Consider the following 23338-nt stretch of genomic DNA (forward strand, 5'->3'; position numbering starts at 1 on the left):
GTCAAAATCCGGCCCCTCTGGCGTACCAGCGCAAGACCGAAGCAAGACCGAAACGGGCCTGACAGGCCCCGGACGGCCTACGGCTTCCCGGCCTTGCCCACGTTCCGGACCAGGCCGTGAATGAAGCCGAGCTTGTCGACGACGACCGGCGAGAGGATGAACGGATAGAGATCGCGCATGCCCATGGCGCGGTTGACGCTGTTCATGGCGAAGGTGAAGGGCAGCCATGCGTTGACGATGGCCTCGACGTCCCTCGCTTCGTACGGGTTGAAGCGGATGCGCGCCGTCAACTCCCCGTCGCGGTCCACCTTGGGCCGCACCTCCATGCCGAACTCGCTAGCCATCTCCAGAGTGTCGACGATGTGAAGATAGTGCGCCCAGGTCTCGGCGAAATCTTCCCAGGGATGCGTGGTCGCGTAGGCAGAAACGTAGTTCTGCTGCCAGTCCGGCGGGGCGCCTTCGGCATAGTGGCGCTGCAAGGCCTGACCGTAATCGGCGGAATCGTCGCCGAACACGGCGCGGCATTCGTCCAGCATGCCGCCGTCGCGCACCAGCACGTCCCAGAAATAGTGCCCGACCTCGTGGCGGAAATGCCCGAGCAGCGTCCGGTAGGGCTCGCCCATCTCCAGCCTGCGCCGCTCGCGCTCGATGCCGTCGGTCTCGGTCAGCGCGATCGTGATCAGGCCGTTGTCGTGGCCGGTCAGGATCTTCTGCCCGCTCTGCGGATCGTCGGCGAGGAAATTGAAGATCAGGCCATGTTCGGGATTGTCCTGCCGGGTCTGGAGCGGCAGCTTCCAGCGGATCAGGGAATAGAACAGCCGGTGCTTCGCCATCTCCAGCTCGCGCCAGCCGGCGAGTTGCGCCTGATCCGACAGATCCGGCACGACGCCGTTATGCCGGCAGGCGCGGCAATAGCCGGTGGTATCACCTGCATCCGTCAGCCAGTTGCAGGAATCATATTCGGCATTACGGCACGGCATGCGTCCGCTGCCCTTGTCGGCGAGCGTGGCCCAGACCTGTCCGTCGGGCTCGATCGCCGACATCGTCTCCTTCTCCGGCAGGAACGCGACCCGATGGCCGCAGCGTTCACAGGTGCGGTTCTCGAAATAGAGGACGTTGCCGCAGGCCTGGCAGACAAAAAGCTTCAAGATTTAGCCTCTTCGGAAAGGGAGCTTTTGGGAATGACAGTTGTGGCGCCTCGCGGATACGCGCGCGGCGGGCTCATCGTTCCAATGTTCGGAACAAATAGCCAGACTTGGCGTTCGCTCATGCCCACCATACTGCATCCGGCGACGCCTTTCTTTCCATATTCCCTCTGAGCAATGGCCATCGCGCTACGTCTGTGTGAATATCGGTCCGCCACGTGCGCTCTCGCATCACAACGGCCAACGCCTTGAACGATCCTTTGCCCGAGACCATCGCCGCCGAAAAGCTGCGCCAGCACCTGGAAGATGTTGCGCGCGAGCGCGACAACGCCTATCGCGCGCTCCAGGAGCGCGAAGCCGAACTTGCGCGCATCCAGCGCATCGGCAAGGTCGGCGGTCTCGAAGTCGATTTCCGCGAAGGCTTCAAGAACCGCCGTTCGCCGGAATATCTGATGCTTCACGGCCTGCCGCCGGAAGCTGCCGACGAGTCGCACGAGGACTGGATCAATCGCATTCATCCCGGCGACCGGGACGCTACGGTGAAGCACTTCATCGAAGCGCTGTCCGGCACCAGTGAGGACTATACCGCAGAATACCGCATCATCCGCCCCAGCGACGGCGAGACCCGCTGGATCCGCGTCGTCGCCAAGATCGAGCGGGACGGTGGCGGCCGCGCCCTTCGCCTCGTCGGCGCCCATATCGACGTCACCGACCAGATGCTGGTGCGTGAGACCCTGCGCGAGAGCGAAGAGCGCTTCCGGCTGATCGCCGACAGCGCCCCGGTGCCGATCTGGGTCACCAAACTCGACCGCACACGGTCCTTCGCCAACCAGGCCTATGTCGATTTCGTCGGCCTGCCCTACGACCAGGCCATTGCCTTCGACTGGCGCAAGGTGCTGCATCCGGACGACCTGCCCCACGTGCTACAGCAATCCGTTCAGGGCGAAGCATCACTCAAACCGTTCGTGCTGGAAGCCCGCTACAAGAACGCCGCCGGCGAATGGCGCTGGCTGCGTTCGGAATCGCAGCCGCGCTGGGACCCGACCGGCAGGCATATCGGCTTCATCGGCGTTGCCCATGACATCACGGTGGCCAAACAGGCCGAGATCGAGCTCCGGCAGCTCAACGAGACGCTGGAAGAACGCATCGTCCAGCGCACCGCCGAACTCGAATCCAACGAGGCGCGGCTGCGCGCCATCCTGGAGACCAGCAACCAGTATCAGGGCCTCGTCAATCTCAGTGGCGAGCTGCTTTACGCCAACACGACCGTGCTCGACGCCATCAAGGCGAGCCCTGCGGATGTGATCGGAAAGCCGTTGTGGCAGACGCCCTGGTTCAGCACGACGGAGGGCATGGGCGCACGAGTGCGCGAGGCCTTCGACACCGTGCTCAAGGGCGAAGCCGTGCGGATGGAGATGCGCCTGCGCCTTCCCATCGGGGAGCGCGATTTCGAGTTCGGCATGCGCCCGGTGCTCGACCGCCACGGCAACATCAGCGGCGCGGTGCCTGAGGCTGTGGACATCACCGAGCGTCGCCGCGGCGAGGAAGCGTTGCGGCAATCGCAGAAGATGGAGGCGATCGGCCAGCTCACTGGCGGCGTCGCGCACGACTTCAACAATCTGCTCACCATCATCCGCTCGGCCACCGATTTCCTGCGCCGCCGCGAGCTGCCGGAGGAGCGCCGTCGCCGCTATGTCGATGCTATCTCGGACACCGTCGAGCGTGCCTCCAAGCTGACCGCCCAGCTGCTGGCGTTTGCGCGCCGGCAGCCGCTGAAACCGCAGATCTTCAACGTCGGCAGCCAGGTTGAAGGCGTGGCGCAACTGGTCCGGCCGCTGGTCGGCGGCCGCATCGAAATCGCGGTGGAGGTTCACGATGGCGACTGCTTCACGGTCGCCGATATCGCGCAATTCGAGACCGCGCTGATCAACCTCGCCATCAACGCCCGCGACGCCATGGACGGCGAAGGCCGTCTCACCATAGCGGTCCGGAAAGTTCAGGGAATCCCCGACCTCCGCACGCAACCGGCGCGCGGCGGCGACTATGTCGCGATCTCCGTTGCCGACACCGGCAGCGGCATCGCGCCCGAGAACATCGAAGCCATCTTCGAGCCGTTCTTCACCACCAAGGAGGTCGGCAAGGGCACCGGCCTCGGCCTGAGCCAGGCCTTCGGCTTCGCAAAGCAGTCCGAGGGCGACATTGCCGTGACGAGCACGCATGGTGAAGGCGCGACCTTCACCATCTATCTGCCGCGGGCGCACAGCCCCGCGACAGATCAGGAAGCCGCGGCGCTGACCTATGAGGCCGCGGCCACCGGGCGCGGCTATCGCGTGCTCGTGGTGGAAGACGACGACGAGGTCGGCCGGTTCTCCACCGAGCTGCTGGAAGACCTCGGCTATGTCGTCCGCCGCGCCGCCAACGCCAATGCGGCGCTCGCCATTCTCGGCGAGAACGAGTTCGCCGTCGATCTCGTTTTCTCCGACGTCATCATGCCCGGCATGAACGGCGTCGAGCTCGCCGGCATCATCCGCGAACGCTATCCGGGCCTGCCCGTCGTGCTCACCTCTGGTTACAGCAACGTTCTCGCCGAGAACGCCGATCGCGGTTTCGAGCTGATCCAGAAGCCGTATTCGGTCGAAGCGCTGTCGCGCATCTTGCGCAAGGCAATCACGGCAAAGCCGTCGATGGCGCGATGAGTGTTATGGTCGCACGAAGCTGCCACAAACTCCGTAGTTGCGAGCGCAGCGAAACAATCCAAAATCTTTCCGCGGAAACAGTCTGGATTGCTTCGTCGCTGCGCTCCTCGCAATGACGGCGCTATCGTGCCGCTCCAACCCAACGGGCTTTTGAACAACATTGTGGACTGAAACTCGGGCCGAGACGCGGCAATCGCAGATAGCCGTCCGCGCTCGCGGGGGGAAGACATCGACATCGGCTTCCGCTATCGCTGCCGAATGAACCGACACATCTCAAGGATCGAAAGTGCCGTCTAACGCCATCTGGGCCTGGAGCATCATCGTCGTCGCGACCGCAGGCGTCATCATCCGGCCCTTTCGCCTGCCGGAGGCGATCTGGGCCATCATCGGCGCCAGTGCGCTCGTGCTGTTCGGTCTGCTGCCCTGGCGGGATGCGCTCACCGGCATCGAGAAAGGCGTGGATGTCTATCTTTTCCTGATCGGCATGATGCTGATCGCCGAGCTGGCGCGGCTCGAAGGCCTGTTCGACTATCTCGCAGCGCTCGCCGTGGAACATGCCGGCGGCTCGCCGCAGCGGCTGTTCCTGCTGATCTACATTGTCGGCACGCTCGTCACCGTCCTGCTCTCGAACGACGCCACCGCGATCGTGCTGACCCCCGCCGTCTATGCCGCGACGCGTGCGGCCGGCGCCAAGCCGCTGCCTTATCTCTTCGTCTGCGCCTTCATCGCCAATGCCGCGAGCTTCGTGCTGCCGATCTCCAACCCCGCCAATCTCGTCGTGTTCGGCGCGCACATGCCTGCGCTCACCGAATGGCTGCGGCTGTTCGCCCTGCCCTCGGCGGCCTCGATCCTGCTGACTTATGTCGTGCTGCGCCTGACCCAGCACCGCGCCCTGAAGGAAGAGACGATCGCGCGCAGAGTGCCGCATCCCAAGCTCGGCCGCGGCGGCAAGCTGACGGCCATCGGCATCGTGGCGATCGGCGTCGTGCTGGTCACGGCCTCCGCGTTGGACAAGCAATTGGGCCTGCCGACCTTCGTTTGCGGCGTGGTGACAGCCGCAATCGTGCTGCTGCTCAACCGGCAATCGCCGCTCCCCGTGCTGCGCGGCGTCTCCTGGAGCGTGCTGCCGCTGGTCGGCGGATTGTTCGTGATGGTGGAAGCGCTGATCAAGACCGGCGTGATCGGGCAGCTCAGCGCGCTGCTGCATGAAGCTGTCGGACAATCCGTGACGAAGGCGGCCTGGAGCGTCGGCATCGCCACCGCGGTCGCCGACAACATCGCCAATAATCTTCCCGTCGGTCTCGTTGCCGGCTCGGTCGCCGCCAGCGATCACTTGCCCGCGCCGGTCGTGAGCGCCATCCTGATCGGCGTCGATCTCGGTCCCAATCTGTCGGTGACCGGTTCGCTCGCCACCATCCTGTGGCTGGTGGCGCTGCGGCGGGAGAAGATCGAAGTCGGCGCCTGGCCGTTCCTCAAGCTCGGACTGCTCGTGACGCCGCCGGCCCTGATCGCGGCCCTGGCGGCCGCGATCAGGTAACTTGCGGGATCAGTCGTTCTCGTAGCCGTAGACTTCCGGCAGGATGAAGATTGCGGCAAGCAATCCGATCAGCGGGAAGATCGCGACGAACAGCGTGGCATTCGCCTGCCCAATCGCCGCGAACAACGACGGGAACAGGAAGATCGCGAGGAACGACGGCAGCTTCACGAACATGTAGGCGAAGCCGCTGGCGGTGCCGCGATATTTCGGCTTGGCGACCATGGTCGGGATCGTCATGCAGTTGGAGGCATCCCAATAATGGCCCCACAGCATCGCGGCAGCCGCGAACGGCAGCAGGATCTTGTTGTCGGTGTAGAGCGCGAAGGCCGCGACCAGCAGCGAGACCAGCACGATCGAGAAGCCCGCGATCGAGATGCCGCGGTGGCCGATTTTCGGGGTCAGCAGCGGACCGACCCAGCCCGACACGGCAGCGAAGGAGAACAGCGCCATCGTCACCAGATTGATGCCGAGCACGCTCGACACGCCGACCATCACGAAGAGCACCGGCAGGTAGAACGCGAAGGTCGAGAACTCGCTGGCCTGCGCGAAGCAGGCGATCCAGCCGTAGATCGTGGCGCGCCAGCGGATCGGATCCTTCTTGAGGTCGGCGAGGAAGTCGCGGGTGGACACCTTGGGCACCTCCACGTCATGGTCCGGCAGCATGGCGAGGTCGTCGTTGAACATCTCGCGCGCGACCTGCTTGGCCTCGCGGTAGCGTCCCTTCTGCACCAGCCAGACCGCCGTCTCCGGCACGTCGTGCCGCATGATCAGGATGATCAGCGCCGGCAGCGCGCCGAGGCCGAGCGTCACCCGCCATAGCGTTTCGTGGTTGATGTCGAGCAGCAGGAAGATCACGATGACGCCGATCGTCAGGACCTCACCGACCGCGAACATGAATTGCCAGCGGTTGCCCATGACTTCGCGCTCACCCTTGGCCATGGATTCCATGATGTAGGTGTAGCCGGTCGAGATGTCCGAACCGAGCGGAACGCCGAGCAAGAAGCGGATCACGACGAGCCAGAACACATTGGGCACGAAGGCCTGCGCCAGCGCCAGCACGATGAACAGCACCATCGTCACCAGGAACATGACGCGGCGGCCGATCTTGTCGGAGAGCCAGCCGCCGAGCAGCGCACCGATCAGGGCGCCGCCTTGCGTACCGGCCGCGGCCAGGCCCAGCATCAGCGGATCGGGATTGAACTGCTCCTTGATGAAGATCAGCACGAAGGCGATCGAATAAAGATCCCAGGCTTCGACCAGGATCGAGGCCATCATCAGCCAGCCGACCTTGTTGCCCTTGGGACTGTAGTTCGTGATGAGGTAGCGGACCGCGGCTTCGCTCGCGGTCGGTTGTGGCATCGCCATCGTCGACATCTTTGGTCCTCTCTTCAAAACTTTCTTACGTGCCAAGCAGCGGCTCGATGCTGCAATCGAGCAGGCGCGGGTCGATCCCGACCTCCATGCCGGTGAACATCTCGCCCATGTAGTCGATCAGTGCATCGCTCGCCTTCACCGCGTCCTCGACGCGGCGGCCGGCGACCGCGGCGAGAATGGCGAGGTGACGATCGATCGTGCCTGACAGTTCGGCCTGTCCCGGCATGAACCGGTGGTGGATGTAGCCGATGCGCCGGTACAGCGTGTGTAACGGCCGTAGCGTGTGCACCAGAAACGGCTCGCCTGCCGCCTCCAGCACCAGCGCGTCGATGCGGCGGTCAATACTGTTGAACTCGTCGAGGGTCAGAGTGGCGCGGCGCTCGCGCAAAAGGCGCTCGATATGCAGCGCCTGATTGCGGTGCGAGAGGCTGGCGCGATCGGCCGCAAGCCGGATCACGAAGCGCTCCATGTCGCGGCGCAAGGCCAGCAGCATGCGCTCGCGTGCCAGATCGATCGGCGCAATGCGCAGACCGTGGCGCGGTCGGATGATGATCAACGTATCGGCGGAGAGACGATTGACGGCGTGATGAACCGGCGTACGGCCGAAGCCGGTGATGTGCTGCAATTCCAGCATCGTCATGAACTGGCCTGGCTTGAGCTCGCAATGGACGAGCAGCTCTTCGATCCTCTGGTAGGCGAGCTCGAAGAAGTTGAGACGGTTGCGTCGGAAGGGCTTGCCCTCGCCGTCGTCGTTCCTCACCACCTCGAGCGCGCGCTTGCGCGTTGCCATGCCGTCTCTCCCTCAGCCCGCGCCGTCGTTGCTGGATGGCGCCTTGTTGGTGATATCCCTAAAACATGTTGTGATATATTACAAGCGAGCGTAAGACTTCGCATGCGCCCGCACCATGTTGCGGTGCGGAATGACAACAAGACGGCGCTGCGCGCGCCTGCGACGGGAGGAGTATTGCCGTGAAGATCACGTCGATAGAGACGCTGCGCACCGAAGAATTCTCCAACGTCATCTGGGTGCGCGTCCACACCGACACGGGCATGATCGGCCTCGGTGAAACCTTTTATGGCGCCGGCGCAGTCGAGGCGCAGATCCACGACACCTTTGCCGGCCGCCTGCTCGGCCGCAATCCGCTGCACATCGAGGCGATCCATCGCGACATGCTGAACCTGCCGATGGCGCAGTCGTCCACCGGCGTCGAATATCGCGCGGCTTCGGCAATCGACATTGCGCTGTGGGACCTGTTCGGCAAAGTCTGCAATCAGCCGGTCCACCAGATGCTCGGCGGCCTCTGCCGCGACAAGCAGCGCATCTACAACACCTGCGCCGGCACCCAATATGTCCGCTCCACCAATATCAGCCCGGTCGCGAACTGGAATCTTGGCGCTGCCAAGAGTCCCTACGAAGACCTCGACGGCTTCATGCACCGCGCCGACGCGCTTGCCGAAAACCTGCTGGAGAGCGGCATCTCCGCCATGAAGATCTGGCCGTTCGATCCGGCGGCGCAGGAGAACAAGGGTCTCTACATCTCCGCCGCGCAGATGAAGCAGGCGATCGAGCCGTTCGAGAAGATCCGAAAGGCGGTCGGCGACAAGATGGAGATCATGGTCGAGCTTCACTCGCTGTGGAACCTGCCAACCGCAAAACAGATCGCGCGCGCGCTCGAGCCCTACAAGCCGACCTGGTACGAAGACCCGATCCGTATGAACTCGCCGCAGGCGCTGGCCGAATATGCCCGCTGCACCGACGTCTGGGTCTGCGCCAGCGAGACGCTGGGGTCGCGCTTCCCCTACAAGGACATGCTCGACCGCGACGCTATGCATGTGGTGATGGCGGATCTGTGCTGGACCGGCGGCCTCACCGAGGGCCGCAAGATCGCGGCGATGGCCGAGACCTATCACCGGCCCTTCGCACCCCACGACTGCATCGGCCCGATCGGCTTCATCGCCGCCATCCACATGTCGTTCAGCCAGCCCAACACATTGATCCAGGAATCCGTGCGCGCCTTCTACAAGGGCTGGTACAACGAGCTCGTGACCACCATGCCCACGATCAAGGACGGTTTTGTCTATCCGATGGAAGGCCCCGGCCTCGGCGTCGACCTTCTGCCCGCCGTCTTCGACCGCTCTGATCTGACCGTGCGCCGTTCCAACGTCTGAGGATTCTTGAGATGAGCACCGCCCTCTTCGATCTTTCCGGCCGCACCGCGCTCGTGACCGGCTCCTCCCGCGGCCTCGGCCGCGCCATTGCCGAGGGCATGGCCAAGGCCGGCGCCAAGCTGATCATCAACGGCGTCGATCCCAAGCGTGTCGAGCAGGCCGTCGCCGAGTTTCGTGCCGCCGGACATCAGGCGGAAGGCGCCCCGTTCAATGTCACCGACGAGCCTGCGATCGTCGCCGCCTTCAACGACTTCGACAAAAAGGGCATCGCGGTCGACATCCTCGTCAACAATGCCGGCATCCAGCACCGCAAGCCGCTGGTGGAGTTCACCACCGACGAGTGGCGCAAGGTGATCGAGACCAACCTCACCAGCGCCTTCGTCATCGGCCGCGAAGCGGCCAAGCGCATGATCCCGCGCAAGCACGGCAAGATCATCAATATCGGCTCGCTCGGCAGCGAGCTCGCGCGTCCCACGATTGCGCCTTACACCGCCGCCAAGGGCGGCATCAAGAACCTGACCCGCTCGATGGCGGTGGAATGGGCCCAGCACGGCATCCAGGCCAACGCGATCGGCCCCGGCTATATGCTGACCGACATGAACGAGGCGCTGGTCAACAACACTGATTTCAACAACTGGCTGATGGGCCGCGTTCCCTCCAAGCGCTGGGGCCGACCGGACGAGCTGGTGGGCGTTGCGATCTTCCTGGCGTCGGAGGCCTCGACCTATGTCAACGGCCAGATCATCTATGTCGATGGCGGCATGATCGCCGCGATGTGAGCCGCGAAACGCTGAGGGAGCCAACCATGCACGCCGTCGTCATTCACGCACCGAAAGATCTGCGGATCGATAGCTATCCAGATGCAGCGCCCGGTCCGGGCGAAGTCCGCGTCAAGATCGCGAACGGCGGCATCTGCGGCTCCGATCTGCACTACTATCATCACGGTGGCTTCGGTGTCGTGCGCATCCAGCAGCCGATGGCGCTGGGGCACGAGATCGCGGGCGTGGTCGCAGCCGTCGGTGACGGCGTCACGAACGTGAAGCCGGGCACTCGGGTCGCGGTCAATCCGAGCAAGCCGTGCGGCCGGTGCCTGCATTGCCAGGAAGGCATGCGCAACCAGTGCCTCGACATGCGCTTCCTCGGCAGCGCGATGCGCTTTCCCCATGTGCAGGGCGGCTTTCGCGAATTCATCACGGTCGATGCGGCGCAGGCCGTTCCGATCGCCGACGAGCTATCGCTGGCGGAAGCCGCGGTCGCCGAGCCGCTCGCGGTGTGCCTGCATGCCGGCAAGCAGGCCGGGCCCCTGCTCGGCAAGCGCGTGCTGATCACCGGCTGCGGCCCGATCGGCGCGCTGATGATTTTGGTCTCGCGCTTCGGCGGCGCGGCCGAGATCGTGGTCACCGATGTCGCGGAGGCGCCGCTTGCGGTCGCCAAAAAGCTCGGCGCCACTTACGCCATCAATGTCGCGGCCGGCGCGACGGCGCTCGATCCGTGGCGCACCGGCAAGGGTGTGTTCGACACGCTGTTCGAAGCCTCGGGCAACCAGGCCGCACTCCGCACCGCGCTCGACGTGCTCAGGCCCAGGGCCACGTTGGTGCAGCTCGGCCTGGGCGGCGAAATGACGCTGCCGATCAACTCCATCGTCGCCAAGGAATTGCAGCTCCGCGGCACCTTCCGCTTCGATCCCGAATTCGAGCTGGCGGTGCGGCTGATGGGCGAAGGCCTGATCGACGTCAAGCCGCTGATCACGGCGACCATGCCGTTCGAGAACGCGGTCGCAGCGTTCGAGCTCGCCAGCGACCGCTCGCAGTCGATGAAGGTGCAATTGACGTTCTGATCGATGAGCGCTGCTATTGGTTCTCGATCAGCCGGTCGCTGACCAGCCGCACGGCGCCCCGTTTCCAGGAATAGTCCGCGCCCAGGCGCAGGCCGCTGTCGCCGCGTGCCAGCACCGCGCCGGTCCTGGCATCGCGCACCTGGAAGCCGAGCGTGTATTCGGTGCGGCTGACCCGCCGCACCACCCCGATCAGAGACTGATCCGCACCGAGCCCTTGCGCCATCGCCGCTTCGCAGCCGCCGCAGTCGCGTAAAGCGCGTGCCTTTACCGCCTCCTCGTTCGCGCTGCCGACATCGACGAGGCGGTAGCGGCCGGATTGGCCAAGGGCATCGCGCACACTGCCGGTCACTTCGGCCAGATAGGATGCATCTGCGGCCGCGAGACCGGCGGCCGGCGCCGCGGTGTTGTCCTCGAGCTCGAATTCGAACACCGCCAGCGCGATCGGCGCGGGTGCGCCGAGCGCGGCCATGATCTCGCGGGACACGAAGATCTCGGCACGCTCCCATGATCCATCATTGTCGCCGCGGAAGGTGTAGAGCTTGTCCATCACGACCTTCCTGGCGCCAACGTCGATCACGGCGACCTTGGCCCATTGCACCAGTGTGCTCGTCTTCTGGATGCCGCCGATCACCTTGAACGCCGCGCCGTCCTGGGCCGAGGGCACGAGCCGGTAGCGCCGGTCTCCGCCGATATCTTGCCGGAGCGCAGCCATGAAGGCCGCCAGCCGTCGCTCGTGGGCGGCGGTCTGGTTGGCAGGCTCCGCTGACGTATCGGTATAACTGAAATCGTCCATGGCGACGCCGACGGCAGTCTCGGCACCGAGCGCATAAGCCGGCGGAAGGACGACAAGGAGACAGACTGAGAGGATCAACCGGCGCAGGTGCATAAATGTGCCTCGTATGACGGAGCGGCGCACAATCTGGACGGCGTAATCAGGGCTCGCAGCAGCGCCGGTCCCGGCGATGACCGGGAAAATTTCACGACGGTGCACCGCACTGGCGCCTAGCGGCTTTGCGCTAGGTGCGTTCTGCCGTTTAATGCGGGCGCGACAACCCGTTCGCACCAGGTGCCCGCCGATGTGGAACCGCCCGAGGTTCGATCTCAAAGTCCGTCTGACGTTGCGCGTGGCCGCGATATCGGCCGCCTGCTTCGCCGTTATCTCCGCCTATTTCCTGATTACGGCCGACCGCGCGGCGCATGCGCGCCTCGACGACATCGCCGCCATCGTCGCCAAGACGCTGGAGCTACAGCAGGGCAAGATCCAGTGGGTCGCCAGCCCGCGCTCGGACTTTCCCAACCTCGACCCCGTTTCGGCCTATGTGATGACGCCCGGCCTGTGCCTGGCATTCCGCGGCACGAGCGGCGACATCCTCCAGCGCTTCTGCAGCGGCGCGCCCGCCCCGGCAAACCCACCGCCGCAAGCCTTCACGGCCTTCTATCGCAGCCTGTTCGACCCCGGCCGCGAAGCGGCACGGCCTGTGATCGTGCGCGGAGCGAAGCTTGGCGACGCCGTGGTCTCGGTCGAGCCGGCCGTGCAGACGGCGGAGGCTTGGCACGAGGCCGGCCGCCTGATGCTGGCGCTGGCGATCGCGCTGCCGCTGCTCTGCGCCCTGGTCTACGCCGCGCTGGCACGCGCGCTGCGCCCCACCCGCATGATCCGCACCGGCCTGGAGCGGATTGCCGCCAACGACCTCACCACGCGGCTGCCGCCGTTCGACCTTGCCGAGCTCTCCGCGATCCGCGACGGCTTCAACCATCTCGCCGAAAGCCTCGAGACCGCACTTGCCGAACGCAGCGAGCTGACGCGGAAGCTGATCGCGCTCCAGGACGAGGAGCGCCGCCATCTCGCGCGCGAGCTGCATGACGAGTTCGGCCAGTCGCTCGCCGCCATCCGGGCGCTCGCCTCCTCCGCCCGCCAGACCGCCGCGCAGGACTGCCCTTCCTTGCTTGGCGAATGCGACGGCATCGCGCGGACCGCAACCGGCATGATGGAGACGTTGCGCGGCACACTGTTCCGGCTGCGGCCGCCGGATGTCGAGGAGCTCGGGCTCGTCGCCAGCCTCGAAGGCCTGGTCGCGGGCTGGAACGGGCGCAGCCGCGGCGAGACGCGCTTCTCGATCCGGTTCGACGGCGCATTCGAGACCCTGCCGGCCACGATCAGCGCCAGCCTCTACCGGATCGTGCAGGAGGCGCTCACCAATGCCGCCAAGCATGCCGTCGCCACGCGGGTCAGCCTGGAATTGACGATGGGGGCGAGCGAGATCGCGCTTGCGATCGACGATGACGGACGCGCGACCGATCCCGTCGCGAAATCCGGAATGGGCCTGCTCGGCATGCGCGAGCGCGTCGCGGCCTTGCGCGGCCAATTGAGCTTCGAGGCCAAGCCGAACGGCGGCTCCGCACTGCGCGTCGTCATTCCGCTCGCAGCCGCCGATCGGCCGCCGCTGGAGCACGCCGCATGAGCGCGGCCGGCGCGACCATTCTGCTGGTCGACGACCATTCCGTCGTCCGCGAGGGCTATCGCTCCGTGCTCCAGAAGCAGCCGGGACTTCGCGTCATCGCCGAAGCCGCCGACGGCGCCGAGGCCTATCGTCTCTACAAATCGGAGGCGCCCGACCTCGTCATCATGGATCTGAGCATGCCCGGCATCGGCGGCATCGAGGCGGTCAGGCGCATCAGGCAGTGGGACAAGGGCGCGAGGATCCTCGTCTTCACCATGCACGAGAATGCCGGCTTTGCCGTGCAGGCGATCCGCGCCGGCGCCAGGGGCTACGTCACCAAGACCAGTCCGCCGGAGACGCTGGTGCGCGCCGTGATGGACGTGCTTGCCGGCAAGATTGCGATCAGCCCCGACATCGACCATGAGCTCGCGCTGAGCCGGCTGGCCGGGGAAAGCTCTGCCGCCGACGTCCTCACGCCGCGCGAGTTCGAGGTGCTGCGGCTACTGCTCGCCGAGAATACGACAGAGGAGATCGCCGAGACGCTCCATGTCAGCCCGAAGACGGTGGCGAACCTGCATTCCCTGATCAAGGACAAGCTCGGCGTCGGATCCGACATCGAGCTGGTCCGGCTGGCGCTGCGCCAGGGCATCTTGACGGAGGTCGATCTCGGCGAGGCCTGATTGCTCAAGCCAGATAGCGCGTGAGATAGCCTTCCATCGCGTAGAGCGCACAAAGCGCAAGGCTCGACCACACGGCGGCGGTGAAATACAGGAACATCCAGGTCAGCTCGCCCTTCCAGTGCGCGATGTCGTGGGTCACGACCCAGCGCGTCGAGACGTCATGCAGGCCTTCGAGGAAGCCGAGCAACCGGTTGCCCTCTTCATACCCTGCCCGCCAGCGGCTGAGATACATCGGCACGTCGACGGTGACGAGGAAGGCCAGGAAGCAGGCGATGCCGACGATGCCGGCAATCAGCGCCCAGCGCACCGGCCCCTGGAATCCCGGCATCAGCCGGCACAGCGCGATGCCCGCGAGGAAGAATGTCACCGCCCACAGCGAGTTCTCGATCGCGTTGAAAAGGAAGTTTGTCGTCACCACCGCATACCAGGAGAAGCACTCCGCGATGATGATGATGGGCACGATCACCCACGCGATGTTCACAACCGTCTCGGCGCCCGTCATGGTCCCGAGTTGATGCAGGATGACCGCCCATTGCGCCGCGAAGCACAGTTCGGCCACGGTCGCGACCGTGCGGCCGACGAAGACGCTGGAGAGCCAGGTGTCGAACAGACAGATGCGCTGCACGTCGGCGCGCGGCAGGAACGAGCGGAAGGCGCAGCCGAAGACATAGCCGGCGCAGAGCAGGAACATCAGTCCGATGTCGGAGCCGCCACTGATGCTGCCGGCGGACGTGGGATAGAACGCGCGGTACAGCATGAACCAGGCGAGAATGTTGGCAGCACTGACCAGCGTCAGGGACCCCCACCACCACGCGAGGGGATTTGTCCGCGCCTGCCACTGCAACATGAATCGCTCCGCTGTAATCGATATGACATTCAGTCGTAATAATCCTGTCACAACAACCCACGGAATCACGACGAGAATCTGTGTGCGGCGGAGCTCGTCGCGCACATTTTATCCGCACGGGCAACGCCGCCGCGTGTCCGGATAGTGGACACAAAATACAATTCTATGAATCTATTGGACAACCGCCCCGACCGGGTTCATTAATCCTGGATGGCCAAAACCGCGTCCAAACCGATCCGCGCCTCCTCGTCCGCTGCCGCCGTGCTGGCGGACAGCATCGACGACGCCGCGTTCGCGACGACGCTGGCAAAGGGTCTCGTGGTGCTCGAAGCGTTCAAGGCGGGAGCGACGCAGCTCGGCAACATGGAGCTGTCGACGCTGACCGGGATTCCGCGTCCAACGGTGGCGCGGCTGACGCATACGCTCGCCGAGCTCGGCTACCTCCGCTACGATTCCGAACGCGCCAAATATCGCGTCGGCGCGCGCGCCCTTCGCATGGCGCATCCGCTGCTCGCCGACATGCAGTTCCGCCAGGTCGCGCGGCCCATGATGCAGGAGCTCGCGCAAAGCGTGCGCGGCACGGTCTCGATCGGCCTGCTCGATGCGACCTCCATGATCTATGTCGAGACCGCGCGCTCCGGCGACGTCGGCCCGCACGTCCCCGACATCGGCATGCCCATTTCCGTGGTGATGACGGCGATGGGCCGTGCCGCGGCGGCGACCTTGCCGCAGGCCGATGCCGCGCTGCTCGAAGAGCGCATTGCAAGCGAGGACACCGAGCTGTGGTCGGCCTTCCGCGAGACATACCGCGCCGGCCTCGCACAATGCATCAGCCGTGGCTTCTGCACCTGCTTCGGCGAGTACATCGCCTCGATCCATGCCGTCGCCGCGCCGCTGTTTCATGCGCGTGAGGCGAAGCAGGCCTTTTCGATCAATTGCGGCATCCCCGCATTCCGGCTCCAGCCCGGCCAGCTGGAGGGCGAGATCGGCCCGCGCATTGCCGCTCTTGCCGACAGCATCCGCACCATGATTGGGGCGGCACCGACGACCGAAACACAAAAGCAGAACAAGAAGAGCGCCAGGCGATGAACAAGACAATCGGCGCTCCGCCATCGGGAGGCCACCATGACCATCACACGGCGAACATTTTTGGGCACCCTCGCTCTTTCGATATCCGGACTTCCATTCGCCGCACGCGCTGAGGACGCCTGGCCGTCGCGTATGGTGCGGCTGATCTCGCCTTACGGGCCCGGCGGCTCCAACGACATCTCGCTGCGGCTGCTGGCCGAAGAGTTCGGCCGCAACCTGCACCAGCAGTTCATCGTAGAGAACAAGCCGGGCGCCGGCACCCGCATCGCCAACGACACGGTCGCGCATGCGCCGGGCGACGGCTATACCCTCCTCTATGTCGCGGCGCCCTACGCGACCGCCGAAGCGCTGTTCGGCAAGCTGACCTATGAGCGCAAGGATCTGCAGCCCGTCGCGATGGCTGTGATCGCGCCGCTGTTCCTGATCATCAGCGCGGATGCGCCGTTCAAGACGCTTCCCGAATTGATCGCCTACGGCAAATCGAAGCCGGATGGCCTGACCTTCGCCTCGCCCGGCGCCGGCTCGCAGCCGCATCTTGCCGGCGAACTCCTGTTCAGGGATGCCGGCGTCAAGGGTCTCAACATTCCCTTCCGTGGCGATGCCGCGTCCTACACCGAACTGCTCGCCGGCCGCGTCGATGCCACGCTCACGGCGCTGCCGACCGCACTGCCCTACATCCAGAGCGGCAAGTTCATCGTGCTCGGCGTCGCCTCGGCCGAACGCAGCGCGCTCTATCCGCAAGCGCCGACCCTGCGCGAGCAGGGTTTTCCCAACGTGGCCGCGGCCGGCTGGTACGGTTTCATGGCGCCTTCGACGACGCCGCGGGCCATCGTCGACAAGCTGCAGGCCGAAGTCTTGCGCGCACTGGCCGAGCCGGTGGTCATGGACAAGCTGACCGCCCAGGGCCTCGAAGTGCGCGCCGGCACCGCGGCCGAGTTCGGTCAGTTCATCGACAACGAAACAAAAAAGTGGACCGGGCTGATCCGCGAGGCCGGTCTCAAGGGCGAGTGACGGTCACGAACAGGGAATGGAAATGAAAAACGTACTTCTCAACCGTGTCCCGGCAGTCGCGATCGTTCTCGCGCTATCGATCCCGGCGGCACAGGCCCAGAAGAAATACGATCCCGGCGCATCCGACACCGAGATCAAGGTCGGCCAGACCGTCCCGCTCAGCGGGCCGGCCTCGGCCTATGCCGTCATCGGCAAGACCCAGGCCGCCTACATGAAGATGATCAACGACCAGGGCGGCGTCAACGGCCGCAAGGTCAATCTGATCCAGTATGACGATGCCTATTCGCCTCCGAAGACGGTTGAGCAGACCCGCAAGCTTGTCGAAAGCGACGAGGTGCTGCTGACCTTCCAGATCATTGGCACGGCGCCCAATGTCGCCGTGCAAAAATATCTCAACGCCAAGAAGGTCCCGCAGCTCTTCGCGGCAACGGGCGCGGCGCGTTTCACCGATCCGAAGAACTTCCCCTGGACCATGGGCTTCAATCCGTCCTACCTCGTCGAGGGCCGGATCTACGCGCAATATCTTCTGAAGAACCATTCGAACGCCAGGATCGGCGTGCTCTATCAGAACGACGATCTCGGCAAGGATTACCTCGCCGGCTTCAAGGCAGGTCTCGGTGACAAAGCGAAGATGATCGTCGCCGAGACGTCCTACGAGATCACCGAGCCGACCATCGACTCGCAGATCCTGCGGTTGAAGGATGCCGGTGCCGACGTGCTGTTCAGCGCCACCACGCCGAAACAGGCCGCGCAGGCGATCAAGAAGGTGGCCGAGATCGGCTGGAAGCCGCTGCACATCATCGACATCAACGCCTCCTCGGTCAGCGCGGTGCTGAAACCTGCCGGACTCGACAACGCCAAGGGCGTCGTCAGCGTCGGTTATGTCAAGGATTCAGCCGATCCCGAATGGAAGGACGATCCCGGCATGAAGCGATATCTCGCCTTCATGGCCAAGTACTACCCGGAGGGCGACAAGGATTCGAACCTGAACGTCTACGGCTATATCACCGCGCAGCTGCTGGTGCAGGTGCTGAAGCAATGCGGCGACGATCTCACGCGCGAGAACGTGATGCGCCAGGCCGCCAGCCTGAACAACATCGCACTCGACCTGACGCTGCCGGGCATCTCGGTGACGACGACGCCGACGGACTACCGCGTCAACAAGCAGTTCCAGATGGTGCAGTTCGACGGCCAGCGCTGGCAGAAACTCGGCGACATCGTCACGGACGACGCGAAGGAATGAAGCGCCCCTCATCCCGAGGGGCCCGCGCCTTGAAGAATGAAGGCTTCACCAATGGTCCTCGTGCTTCGAGGCGGCCGCTCCGCGGCCTCCTCCGCATGAGAGAGGAAGTGGCTGCTCGCCCTACCTCTTCATCCCACTCACATAGGCCGCGAGCTTGTCGAGTGTCTGGTAGCCGTATTCGACGGCACCGAAGTTGATCATGCCGTCGCGCTGCGCCGCGCTCGACGCCAGCTGCCGCATCATCAGAACCGTCTTGCCGTTGCTCTGCTCGGCGAAGGTGACGGTGAAACGGAACATTCCGGGATCCTCGTCCTGGTCGGTACCGTGATCCATCTCCATCAGCGACGGCCGTTCGATGCGGCGAAAGCGCATGCGGTTCGGGTAGACCGTGCCGTCCGGGCCGATCATGTTGAAGCGCCAGACGCCGCCGACCCGCACGTCGATCTCGAAGGTCTCGAGCTTGAAGCCCTTCGGGCCGAACCATTGCGGCAGATGCTTCGGGTCGGACCACGCTTCGAACACCAGATCGCGCGGCGCGTCGATCACGCGCGACATCACGATCTCACGGTCGAGCGACCATTGCGACAGAGCGGGATTGGCAGAATTCGTCATCGTCAGGAACCTTTCCGTCTGGTTGTCTTGTCGATCGTCTTGCTACTTGTCTTGGTCGGCCGTTTGGCAGCCGCCCGCTCTTTCTTCAGCTTCATCACATAGGTTTCGAAGCGATCGAGCCGCGCCTCCCAGATCGCACGCTGGTGCTGGAACCAGTCCTCCGCAGTGAGGAGCGCGTCAGGACTGAGGCGGCAGGTGCGCACGCGACCGGATTTCTCCGACAGGACGAGACCGCTCGTCTCCAGCACATGGATGTGCTTCATGAAGCTCGGCAGCGCCATCGCGAAGGGATCGGCGAGTTCGCCGACCGACGCCTCGCCGGCGCAGAGCCGCATCACGATCGCCCGCCGGGTGGGATCGGCAAGGGCCGCGAAAACCTGATCGAGCCGGGATAGTTGGTTAGCCATGGGGCTAACTATAGGGCTGCCATGATCTCGCGTCAACAATTGTTAGCCAATTAGCTAAGTTAAATTCGCCGACTGGTAGCCTGGATGAAGGGAAGCGAATCGGGGCCGCTAGCTCGGCTGCGGCACTTTCCGGATTGCGCTTCGCTCCATCCGGGCTACCGACCACTCGCGCGGAACCCACCACGCGCAATCGTGAATAGGGAGGCTCGGTCCTTCCCGCTACAAGGGACCGGGGGCGCATCGAATCTTGCGCCAGAGCCGTGTCGTCTGTTGTCACCTCATCGTATCTCACCCGACGGGCGCTCGCCCGGGCTGCGCTCGTTCCCGTTGCGCTTGCATGGCCGCGCGGGGCCGCCGCGGATTCCGACATGATCGCCCAGATGCGCGACATCGTTGCGAACGAACTGACGCCGACCGCGACGCCGGACCAGCCGGGCGGTCTCGCCGCTGCACTTTATGCCGGCAGCCATGTCGAGTTCTTCAATTACGGCTTTGCCGACAGCGCCACGCGAAGGCCGGTCACGCCGGACACGCTGTTCAATCTCGGTTCCCTACGCAAGCCGTTTGAGGCGACGCTGGTTGCGCTCGGCACCCTCCGCGGCGAACTGCGGCTCGACGATCGTCTGGCGAAATATCTCCCGGAGCTCACCGGCGACTATGTTCGCCGCATCACTGTCGGCGAACTCGTCACGCACACCTCAGGCATGCTGCTGCCGACCGATCATCCGCCGTGGCCGAGCGACGCGTTTTCCCGCGCGCAGCTCATCGACATGTTCAACAGCTGGAGACCGCAAGCCGGCGAAGTGCCCGGCAAGCAGCGCGTCTACAGCCACGCCGGCTACGTGCTGCTTCAACTCGTGCTCGAGCGCTGTTACGGCGCTCCGATCGCAACCCTGTTTGAACAACACATCCTCAAGCCGATCGGCATGAATGCGACCTCCGTGCCCGAACGCGGCGAGGACAGCCGTGCCGTCATGGACGACGCCTGGATGCAGCTCGCGGTCCAGGGCTACTCGGATCAGGGTATGGCAATCGGCCCCATCGGCAACCAGCAGAGTTATTTTGATTTCCCCGGCACCGGCCAGATGTTTTCTTCGCCGCGGGATCTCGCCGCATTCGTTGCGGCCTGCGTCGATGGGCGGTCGACCGAGCCTCACTTGCGCGAGGCCCTGCGGATGACGCAGCACGAGATTTTCCGCGTCGACGACAAGTTTGGGCAGGGAATGGCCTGGGAGACGGTGCGTCTGCCGGGCGTCACCGTCGTCGACAAGCCGGGTGGGCTCAACAACGCCTCTGGCTATATCGGCCTGGTGCCGGCGCAGCGGATCGGGATCGTCCTGCTCGCCAATCGGGGCGAATATCCGCACGAGATCGCGCGCTACAGGATCCTGCCAGCATTGGCGCATCTGGTGGCATCGCACTGAATCCGCCTAGCGAAAAACGGAAAGCCCCGGCTAAGCCGGGGCTTTCCACGCCAGGTCGGAACGGGAATGCTCAGTACCTGGCAACGACGGGTCCGCCGAACTTATAGTTCACGCCGACGCGCACGATGTTCGATTTGAGATCGACCGAGTGGGTGAAGACGTTGGTCGGAAACGCGCCGCCAAGCAGATTGGTGCTGGTCACGGTGCTGCGTCCGAGGTCGACGTAGAGATATTCCGCCTTGAGCGACCAGCCGCCGCCGAAGGCATATTCGGTGCCGACACCTGCGGTCCAGCCGAGGCGTGTGTCGCGGAACGCGGCCGACTCCGTCGCCGCAGCGAACGTGTCCACGAAGTTGAAATTGCCCTTCACCTCGGCGATCGCCGCACCGCCGGTGGCGTAGAGCAGCCAAGTCGGAGCCGCGAGGAAGCCGATGCGGCCGCGGATGGTGGCGAGCCAGTCGGCCGAGACCTGCGAGGACACGGTGAAGCCGGTCGGGGCGCAGCAGGGATAGAGCGCCGAGCCGGATGCACTGCCCTTCAAGCCGAAATAGTTGATATCGCCTTCCAGGCCGAGCACGGCGTTGTTGAGTTGCCAGTTATAGCCGGCGGTAAGACCGCCGGTGACGCTGGAGCTGTTGACACGCTGGGCGCCGACTGCAGCAATCGCGGTAACACTGGTGTCCGCGAAATAGCCGGCAGGATCGAACGCGGTCGAGGTGGCCGGATCGGCGCTGCCCCATTGCCCGCCGACATTGCCGCCGACGTAAAAGCCGGTCCAGCTGTAGGCCGTCGCCATCATCGGCGCCTTGGTGTAGTGCGCCGCGAGGTCGGCCGCCTGCACGGATGCGGAGCCCAAAACAACCGCGGCAACCGCCAGCAAAAACTTCTTCATTCCAGTCTCCTTGCCCCGCGCGATTGATCTCGCGTTTCGAATGCGCGGGCGGAAGTTGTCCGGCGCAGATTGGGCATAGGCTGCCGGTCCCTCGCCGTCCTGGGCTGCGGCGAAGTTCATAGGGACTGTGACGTAGCGTGAGCCGTGCGGCACGCGAACGCGTGACGGGTGTGACTGGAGGGCCACGCGTCATCCCTCCTCCGTGACGCGCGACGCACACCACTGTCGCATCGCGACAACCCGCGCGCGATCCGACGCTCCGCGTCTCAGACCGAACGCGTCAGTCCGCCGTCGACGCGGATGTTCTGTCCCGTGATATAGGCCGCGCCGTCGGACGCCAGGAACGAGATCGTCGCGGCGATCTCCTCGACCTTGCCGTAGCGCCGCATCGGCACGCTGTCGCGGCGTGCATCCAGCTGCGGCAGGCTGTCGATCCAGCCCGGCAGCACATTGTTCATCCGGATGTTGTCGGCGGCATGGGTGTCGGTGAAGATCTTCGTGAAGGCGGCGAGGCCAGCGCGGAACACCGCAGAGGTCGGAAACATCGCGCTCGGCTCGAACGCCCAGGCGGTCGAGATGTTGATGATGGCTCCGCCCTTTTGCGTTTGCATGATTGGCATCACCAGCCGGGTAGGACGGATCACGTTGAGCAGATAGGTGTCGAGGCCGGTGTGCCACTGCTCGTCGGTGATCTCCGTGATCGCCGCCCGGGGCCCATGGCCCGCGCTGTTGACGAGCGCGTCGATGCGTCCCCATTTGGCCATCGCGCCATCGACAAGCCGCTTCAGATCGTCGTTCGATTTGTTGGAACCGGTGACCCCCAACCCGCCGAGCTCGGCTGCCAGCGCCTCGCCCTTGCCGGAGGAGGACAGGATGGCGACGCGAAAGCCGTCGGCTGCGAGCCGGCGCGCAGCCCCAGCCCCCATGCCGCTGCCGCCGGCGATCACGAGTGCGACCTTCTCTGCTGCCATCTCTGCTGCCATGAGCGATCATCCTTTGATATCGTGGAGGCGAGCCGTGGGCCCGGCCTATCATGAGGCCTTCTACCGCCGGACCGGCCGGAAGGTCCACCGTCGAAGGCGACTTGAAAGATGAGCGATTTGGAGATCCGCAATTTGCGCCCCGAGGAGATCGCCATCGCCGTCGACTGGGCCGCGGCCGAGGGCTGGAATCCGGGCCTCTCCGACGCCGCCTGTTTCGCGATCCCGGACGCGAAGGGCTTCTTCGTCGGCGAGATCGACGGCGAGCCGGTCGCGACCGTCTCCTGCGTCAACTACGACGATCGCTTCGCGTTTCTCGGCTTCTACATCGTGCGATCGGGTTTTCGCGACAGAGGCCACGGCCTGCGCATGTGGAACGCGGCGATCGCGCATGCGGGCGCTCGCGTGATCGGCCTCGACGGCGTCGTAGCACAGCAGGACAATTACAGAAAGTCCGGCTTCCAGCTTGCTCACGCCAATGTCCGCTATGGCGGCTTCGTCGCCGCGCCATCGAGGCCGCCCGCCGATGTCGTTGCGCTCGACACGATCCCGCTCGCGCTCGTTGAAGCCGACGATGCAACGGTTTTTCCGCTCCGCGCAGTGCCTTCCTGCGTGCCTGGATCGGCACATCAGGACATGTCGGGCGCGCGCTGCTGCGCGACGGCAAGCTCGCTGCATGGGGCGTGATCCGGCCGTGCCGGATCGGCCGCAAGATCGGCCCGCTCGTCGCCGACGACCGCGCGGCGGCGGAAGCGATCGTGCAGGCCTTGCTGGAAAGCGCAAACGGCGGCGAGATCTTCCTCGACGTCCCCGCCGTCAATCGCGAGGCGATTGCGCTTGTGGAATCACTCGGGCTGAAGCCGGTGTTCGAGACGGCGCGGATGTACACGGGGCCGATCGCGCCGCTGCGGACCGACCGCGTCTTCGGCGTGACCAGTTTCGAGCTGGGCTAGC

Annotated in this window: 20 protein-coding genes and 1 pseudogene; 12 read left to right on the forward strand and 9 right to left on the reverse strand. The window is 64.8% G+C overall.

Translation table 11 applies throughout. The features are described from left to right. Positions 1-77: 77 nt before the first annotated feature. Positions 78-1148, reverse strand: a complete 1071-nt coding sequence (locus IVB19_RS21595; protein ID WP_247452463.1) for a zinc-binding metallopeptidase family protein — start codon at positions 1146-1148, stop codon at positions 78-80. Between the two features lie 215 nt (positions 1149-1363). Here IVB19_RS21595 and IVB19_RS21600 point away from each other — a divergent pair, with 215 nt between their 5' ends. Both IVB19_RS21600 and IVB19_RS21605 read left to right on the forward strand, forming a co-directional pair. After that, entirely contained in the window at positions 1364-3841 is a 2478-nt protein-coding gene (locus IVB19_RS21600; RefSeq protein ID WP_247452464.1) for a PAS domain S-box protein, read from the forward strand. Positions 3842-4127: 286 nt separating this feature from the next. Beyond that, positions 4128-5378 (forward strand): arsenic transporter, encoded by a 1251-nt coding sequence (locus IVB19_RS21605; RefSeq protein ID WP_018455238.1) that lies wholly within the window; start codon positions 4128-4130, stop codon positions 5376-5378. A gap of 9 nt (positions 5379-5387) precedes the next feature. On the opposite strand, the gene IVB19_RS21610 is transcribed toward IVB19_RS21605, so the two are convergent. Next, positions 5388-6752, reverse strand: a complete 1365-nt coding sequence (locus IVB19_RS21610) for an MFS transporter (protein WP_085351341.1) — start codon at positions 6750-6752, stop codon at positions 5388-5390. Between the two features lie 25 nt (positions 6753-6777). Continuing rightward, the gene (locus IVB19_RS21615) at positions 6778-7542 is read right to left on the reverse strand and encodes a GntR family transcriptional regulator (RefSeq protein WP_018455240.1); all 765 of its coding nucleotides are present in this window, start codon (positions 7540-7542) and stop codon (positions 6778-6780) included. A gap of 179 nt (positions 7543-7721) precedes the next feature. Here IVB19_RS21615 and IVB19_RS21620 point away from each other — a divergent pair, with 179 nt between their 5' ends. Genes IVB19_RS21620 through IVB19_RS21630 form a run of 3 tightly spaced genes read left to right on the forward strand, consistent with a single transcriptional unit; the run spans position 7722 to position 10758 of the window. Further along, positions 7722-8921, forward strand: a complete 1200-nt coding sequence (locus tag IVB19_RS21620) for a mandelate racemase/muconate lactonizing enzyme family protein (RefSeq protein WP_018455241.1) — start codon at positions 7722-7724, stop codon at positions 8919-8921. Between the two features lie 11 nt (positions 8922-8932). Beyond that, positions 8933-9700 (forward strand): SDR family oxidoreductase, encoded by a 768-nt coding sequence (locus IVB19_RS21625; RefSeq protein WP_018455242.1) that lies wholly within the window; start codon positions 8933-8935, stop codon positions 9698-9700. Between the two features lie 26 nt (positions 9701-9726). Next, entirely contained in the window at positions 9727-10758 is a 1032-nt protein-coding gene (locus IVB19_RS21630; RefSeq protein WP_247452466.1) for an L-idonate 5-dehydrogenase, read from the forward strand. Positions 10759-10771: 13 nt separating this feature from the next. On the opposite strand, the gene IVB19_RS21635 is transcribed toward IVB19_RS21630, so the two are convergent. Then, complete coding sequence (locus IVB19_RS21635) at positions 10772-11644, reverse strand: DUF3280 domain-containing protein (protein WP_247452467.1); 873 nt, start codon at positions 11642-11644, stop codon at positions 10772-10774. Between the two features lie 190 nt (positions 11645-11834). Between IVB19_RS21635 and IVB19_RS21640 the strand changes: the two genes are divergently transcribed. Continuing rightward, a complete protein-coding gene (locus IVB19_RS21640) occupies positions 11835-13220 on the forward strand; it encodes a HAMP domain-containing sensor histidine kinase (RefSeq protein WP_018455245.1) in 1386 nt (461 codons plus the stop codon). After that, a complete protein-coding gene (locus tag IVB19_RS21645; RefSeq protein ID WP_018455246.1) occupies positions 13217-13879 on the forward strand; it encodes a response regulator in 663 nt (220 codons plus the stop codon). The genes IVB19_RS21640 and IVB19_RS21645 overlap by 4 nt, the downstream gene beginning before the upstream one ends. 4 nt (positions 13880-13883) lie before the next feature. On the opposite strand, the gene IVB19_RS21650 is transcribed toward IVB19_RS21645, so the two are convergent. After that, positions 13884-14726: a hypothetical protein gene (locus IVB19_RS21650; protein ID WP_247452468.1), complete on the reverse strand. Its 843-nt coding sequence runs from the start codon at positions 14724-14726 to the stop codon at positions 13884-13886. Between the two features lie 210 nt (positions 14727-14936). Between IVB19_RS21650 and IVB19_RS21655 the strand changes: the two genes are divergently transcribed. Genes IVB19_RS21655 through IVB19_RS21665 form a run of 3 tightly spaced genes read left to right on the forward strand, consistent with a single transcriptional unit; the run spans position 14937 to position 18069 of the window. Then, a complete protein-coding gene (locus IVB19_RS21655; protein WP_018455248.1) occupies positions 14937-15815 on the forward strand; it encodes an IclR family transcriptional regulator in 879 nt (292 codons plus the stop codon). A 36-nt stretch (positions 15816-15851) separates the two neighbouring features. Then, complete coding sequence (locus IVB19_RS21660; RefSeq protein WP_026232910.1) at positions 15852-16826, forward strand: Bug family tripartite tricarboxylate transporter substrate binding protein; 975 nt, start codon at positions 15852-15854, stop codon at positions 16824-16826. Positions 16827-16848: 22 nt separating this feature from the next. Continuing rightward, positions 16849-18069 (forward strand): ABC transporter substrate-binding protein, encoded by a 1221-nt coding sequence (locus tag IVB19_RS21665; protein ID WP_247452469.1) that lies wholly within the window; start codon positions 16849-16851, stop codon positions 18067-18069. Positions 18070-18189: 120 nt separating this feature from the next. Here the strand turns inward: IVB19_RS21665 and IVB19_RS21670 are convergent, their stop codons facing one another. Both IVB19_RS21670 and IVB19_RS21675 read right to left on the reverse strand, forming a co-directional pair. Beyond that, positions 18190-18681: an SRPBCC family protein gene (locus IVB19_RS21670; RefSeq protein WP_018455251.1), complete on the reverse strand. Its 492-nt coding sequence runs from the start codon at positions 18679-18681 to the stop codon at positions 18190-18192. A 2-nt stretch (positions 18682-18683) separates the two neighbouring features. Further along, positions 18684-19088 carry an ArsR/SmtB family transcription factor gene (locus IVB19_RS21675; RefSeq protein ID WP_247452470.1) on the reverse strand — a complete coding sequence of 135 codons (405 nt, stop codon included), beginning with the start codon at positions 19086-19088 and terminating at the stop codon, positions 18684-18686. 368 nt (positions 19089-19456) lie between these two features. On the opposite strand from IVB19_RS21675, the gene IVB19_RS21680 reads away from it, so the two are divergent. Beyond that, entirely contained in the window at positions 19457-20512 is a 1056-nt protein-coding gene (locus IVB19_RS21680; protein WP_018455253.1) for a serine hydrolase, read from the forward strand. Between the two features lie 70 nt (positions 20513-20582). Here IVB19_RS21680 and IVB19_RS21685 read toward each other — a convergent pair whose 3' ends face one another. Together IVB19_RS21685 and IVB19_RS21690 are read right to left on the reverse strand one after the other, a co-directional pair. Further along, a complete protein-coding gene (locus IVB19_RS21685; RefSeq protein WP_018455254.1) occupies positions 20583-21404 on the reverse strand; it encodes an outer membrane protein in 822 nt (273 codons plus the stop codon). Between the two features lie 266 nt (positions 21405-21670). Then, on the reverse strand, positions 21671-22375 hold the full coding sequence (locus tag IVB19_RS21690) for an SDR family oxidoreductase (RefSeq protein WP_247452486.1): 705 nt from the start codon (positions 22373-22375) through the stop codon (positions 21671-21673). Positions 22376-22495: 120 nt separating this feature from the next. On the opposite strand from IVB19_RS21690, the pseudogene IVB19_RS21695 reads away from it, so the two are divergent. After that, a pseudogene (locus IVB19_RS21695) lies at positions 22496-23337 on the forward strand (GNAT family N-acetyltransferase). Position 23338: the final 1 nt, after the last annotated feature.

The organism is Bradyrhizobium sp. 187 (assembly GCF_023101005.1).
GTDB classification, from domain to species: domain Bacteria; phylum Pseudomonadota; class Alphaproteobacteria; order Rhizobiales; family Xanthobacteraceae; genus Bradyrhizobium; species Bradyrhizobium canariense_D.

Bases quoted from the DNA above. Each gene is read 5' to 3' on its own strand.
- IVB19_RS21610 (WP_085351341.1), bottom strand. From the start codon at position 6,752: ATGTCGACGATGGCGATGCCACAACCGACCGCGAGCGAAGCCGCGGTC.
- IVB19_RS21615 (WP_018455240.1), bottom strand. From the start codon at position 7,542: ATGGCAACGCGCAAGCGCGCGCTCGAGGTGGTGAGGAACGACGACGGC.
- IVB19_RS21625 (WP_018455242.1), top strand. From the start codon at position 8,933: ATGAGCACCGCCCTCTTCGATCTTTCCGGCCGCACCGCGCTCGTGACC.
- IVB19_RS21630 (WP_247452466.1), top strand. From the start codon at position 9,727: ATGCACGCCGTCGTCATTCACGCACCGAAAGATCTGCGGATCGATAGC.
- IVB19_RS21635 (WP_247452467.1), bottom strand. From the start codon at position 11,644: ATGCACCTGCGCCGGTTGATCCTCTCAGTCTGTCTCCTTGTCGTCCTT.
- IVB19_RS21640 (WP_018455245.1), top strand. From the start codon at position 11,835: ATGTGGAACCGCCCGAGGTTCGATCTCAAAGTCCGTCTGACGTTGCGC.
- IVB19_RS21645 (WP_018455246.1), top strand. From the start codon at position 13,217: ATGAGCGCGGCCGGCGCGACCATTCTGCTGGTCGACGACCATTCCGTC.
- IVB19_RS21650 (WP_247452468.1), bottom strand. From the start codon at position 14,726: ATGTTGCAGTGGCAGGCGCGGACAAATCCCCTCGCGTGGTGGTGGGGG.
- IVB19_RS21655 (WP_018455248.1), top strand. From the start codon at position 14,937: ATGGCCAAAACCGCGTCCAAACCGATCCGCGCCTCCTCGTCCGCTGCC.
- IVB19_RS21660 (WP_026232910.1), top strand. From the start codon at position 15,852: ATGACCATCACACGGCGAACATTTTTGGGCACCCTCGCTCTTTCGATA.
- IVB19_RS21665 (WP_247452469.1), top strand. From the start codon at position 16,849: ATGAAAAACGTACTTCTCAACCGTGTCCCGGCAGTCGCGATCGTTCTC.
- IVB19_RS21670 (WP_018455251.1), bottom strand. From the start codon at position 18,681: ATGACGAATTCTGCCAATCCCGCTCTGTCGCAATGGTCGCTCGACCGT.
- IVB19_RS21675 (WP_247452470.1), bottom strand. From the start codon at position 19,088: ATGGCTAACCAACTATCCCGGCTCGATCAGGTTTTCGCGGCCCTTGCC.
- IVB19_RS21680 (WP_018455253.1), top strand. From the start codon at position 19,457: ATGATCGCCCAGATGCGCGACATCGTTGCGAACGAACTGACGCCGACC.
- IVB19_RS21685 (WP_018455254.1), bottom strand. From the start codon at position 21,404: ATGAAGAAGTTTTTGCTGGCGGTTGCCGCGGTTGTTTTGGGCTCCGCA.
- IVB19_RS21690 (WP_247452486.1), bottom strand. From the start codon at position 22,375: ATGGCAGCAGAGAAGGTCGCACTCGTGATCGCCGGCGGCAGCGGCATG.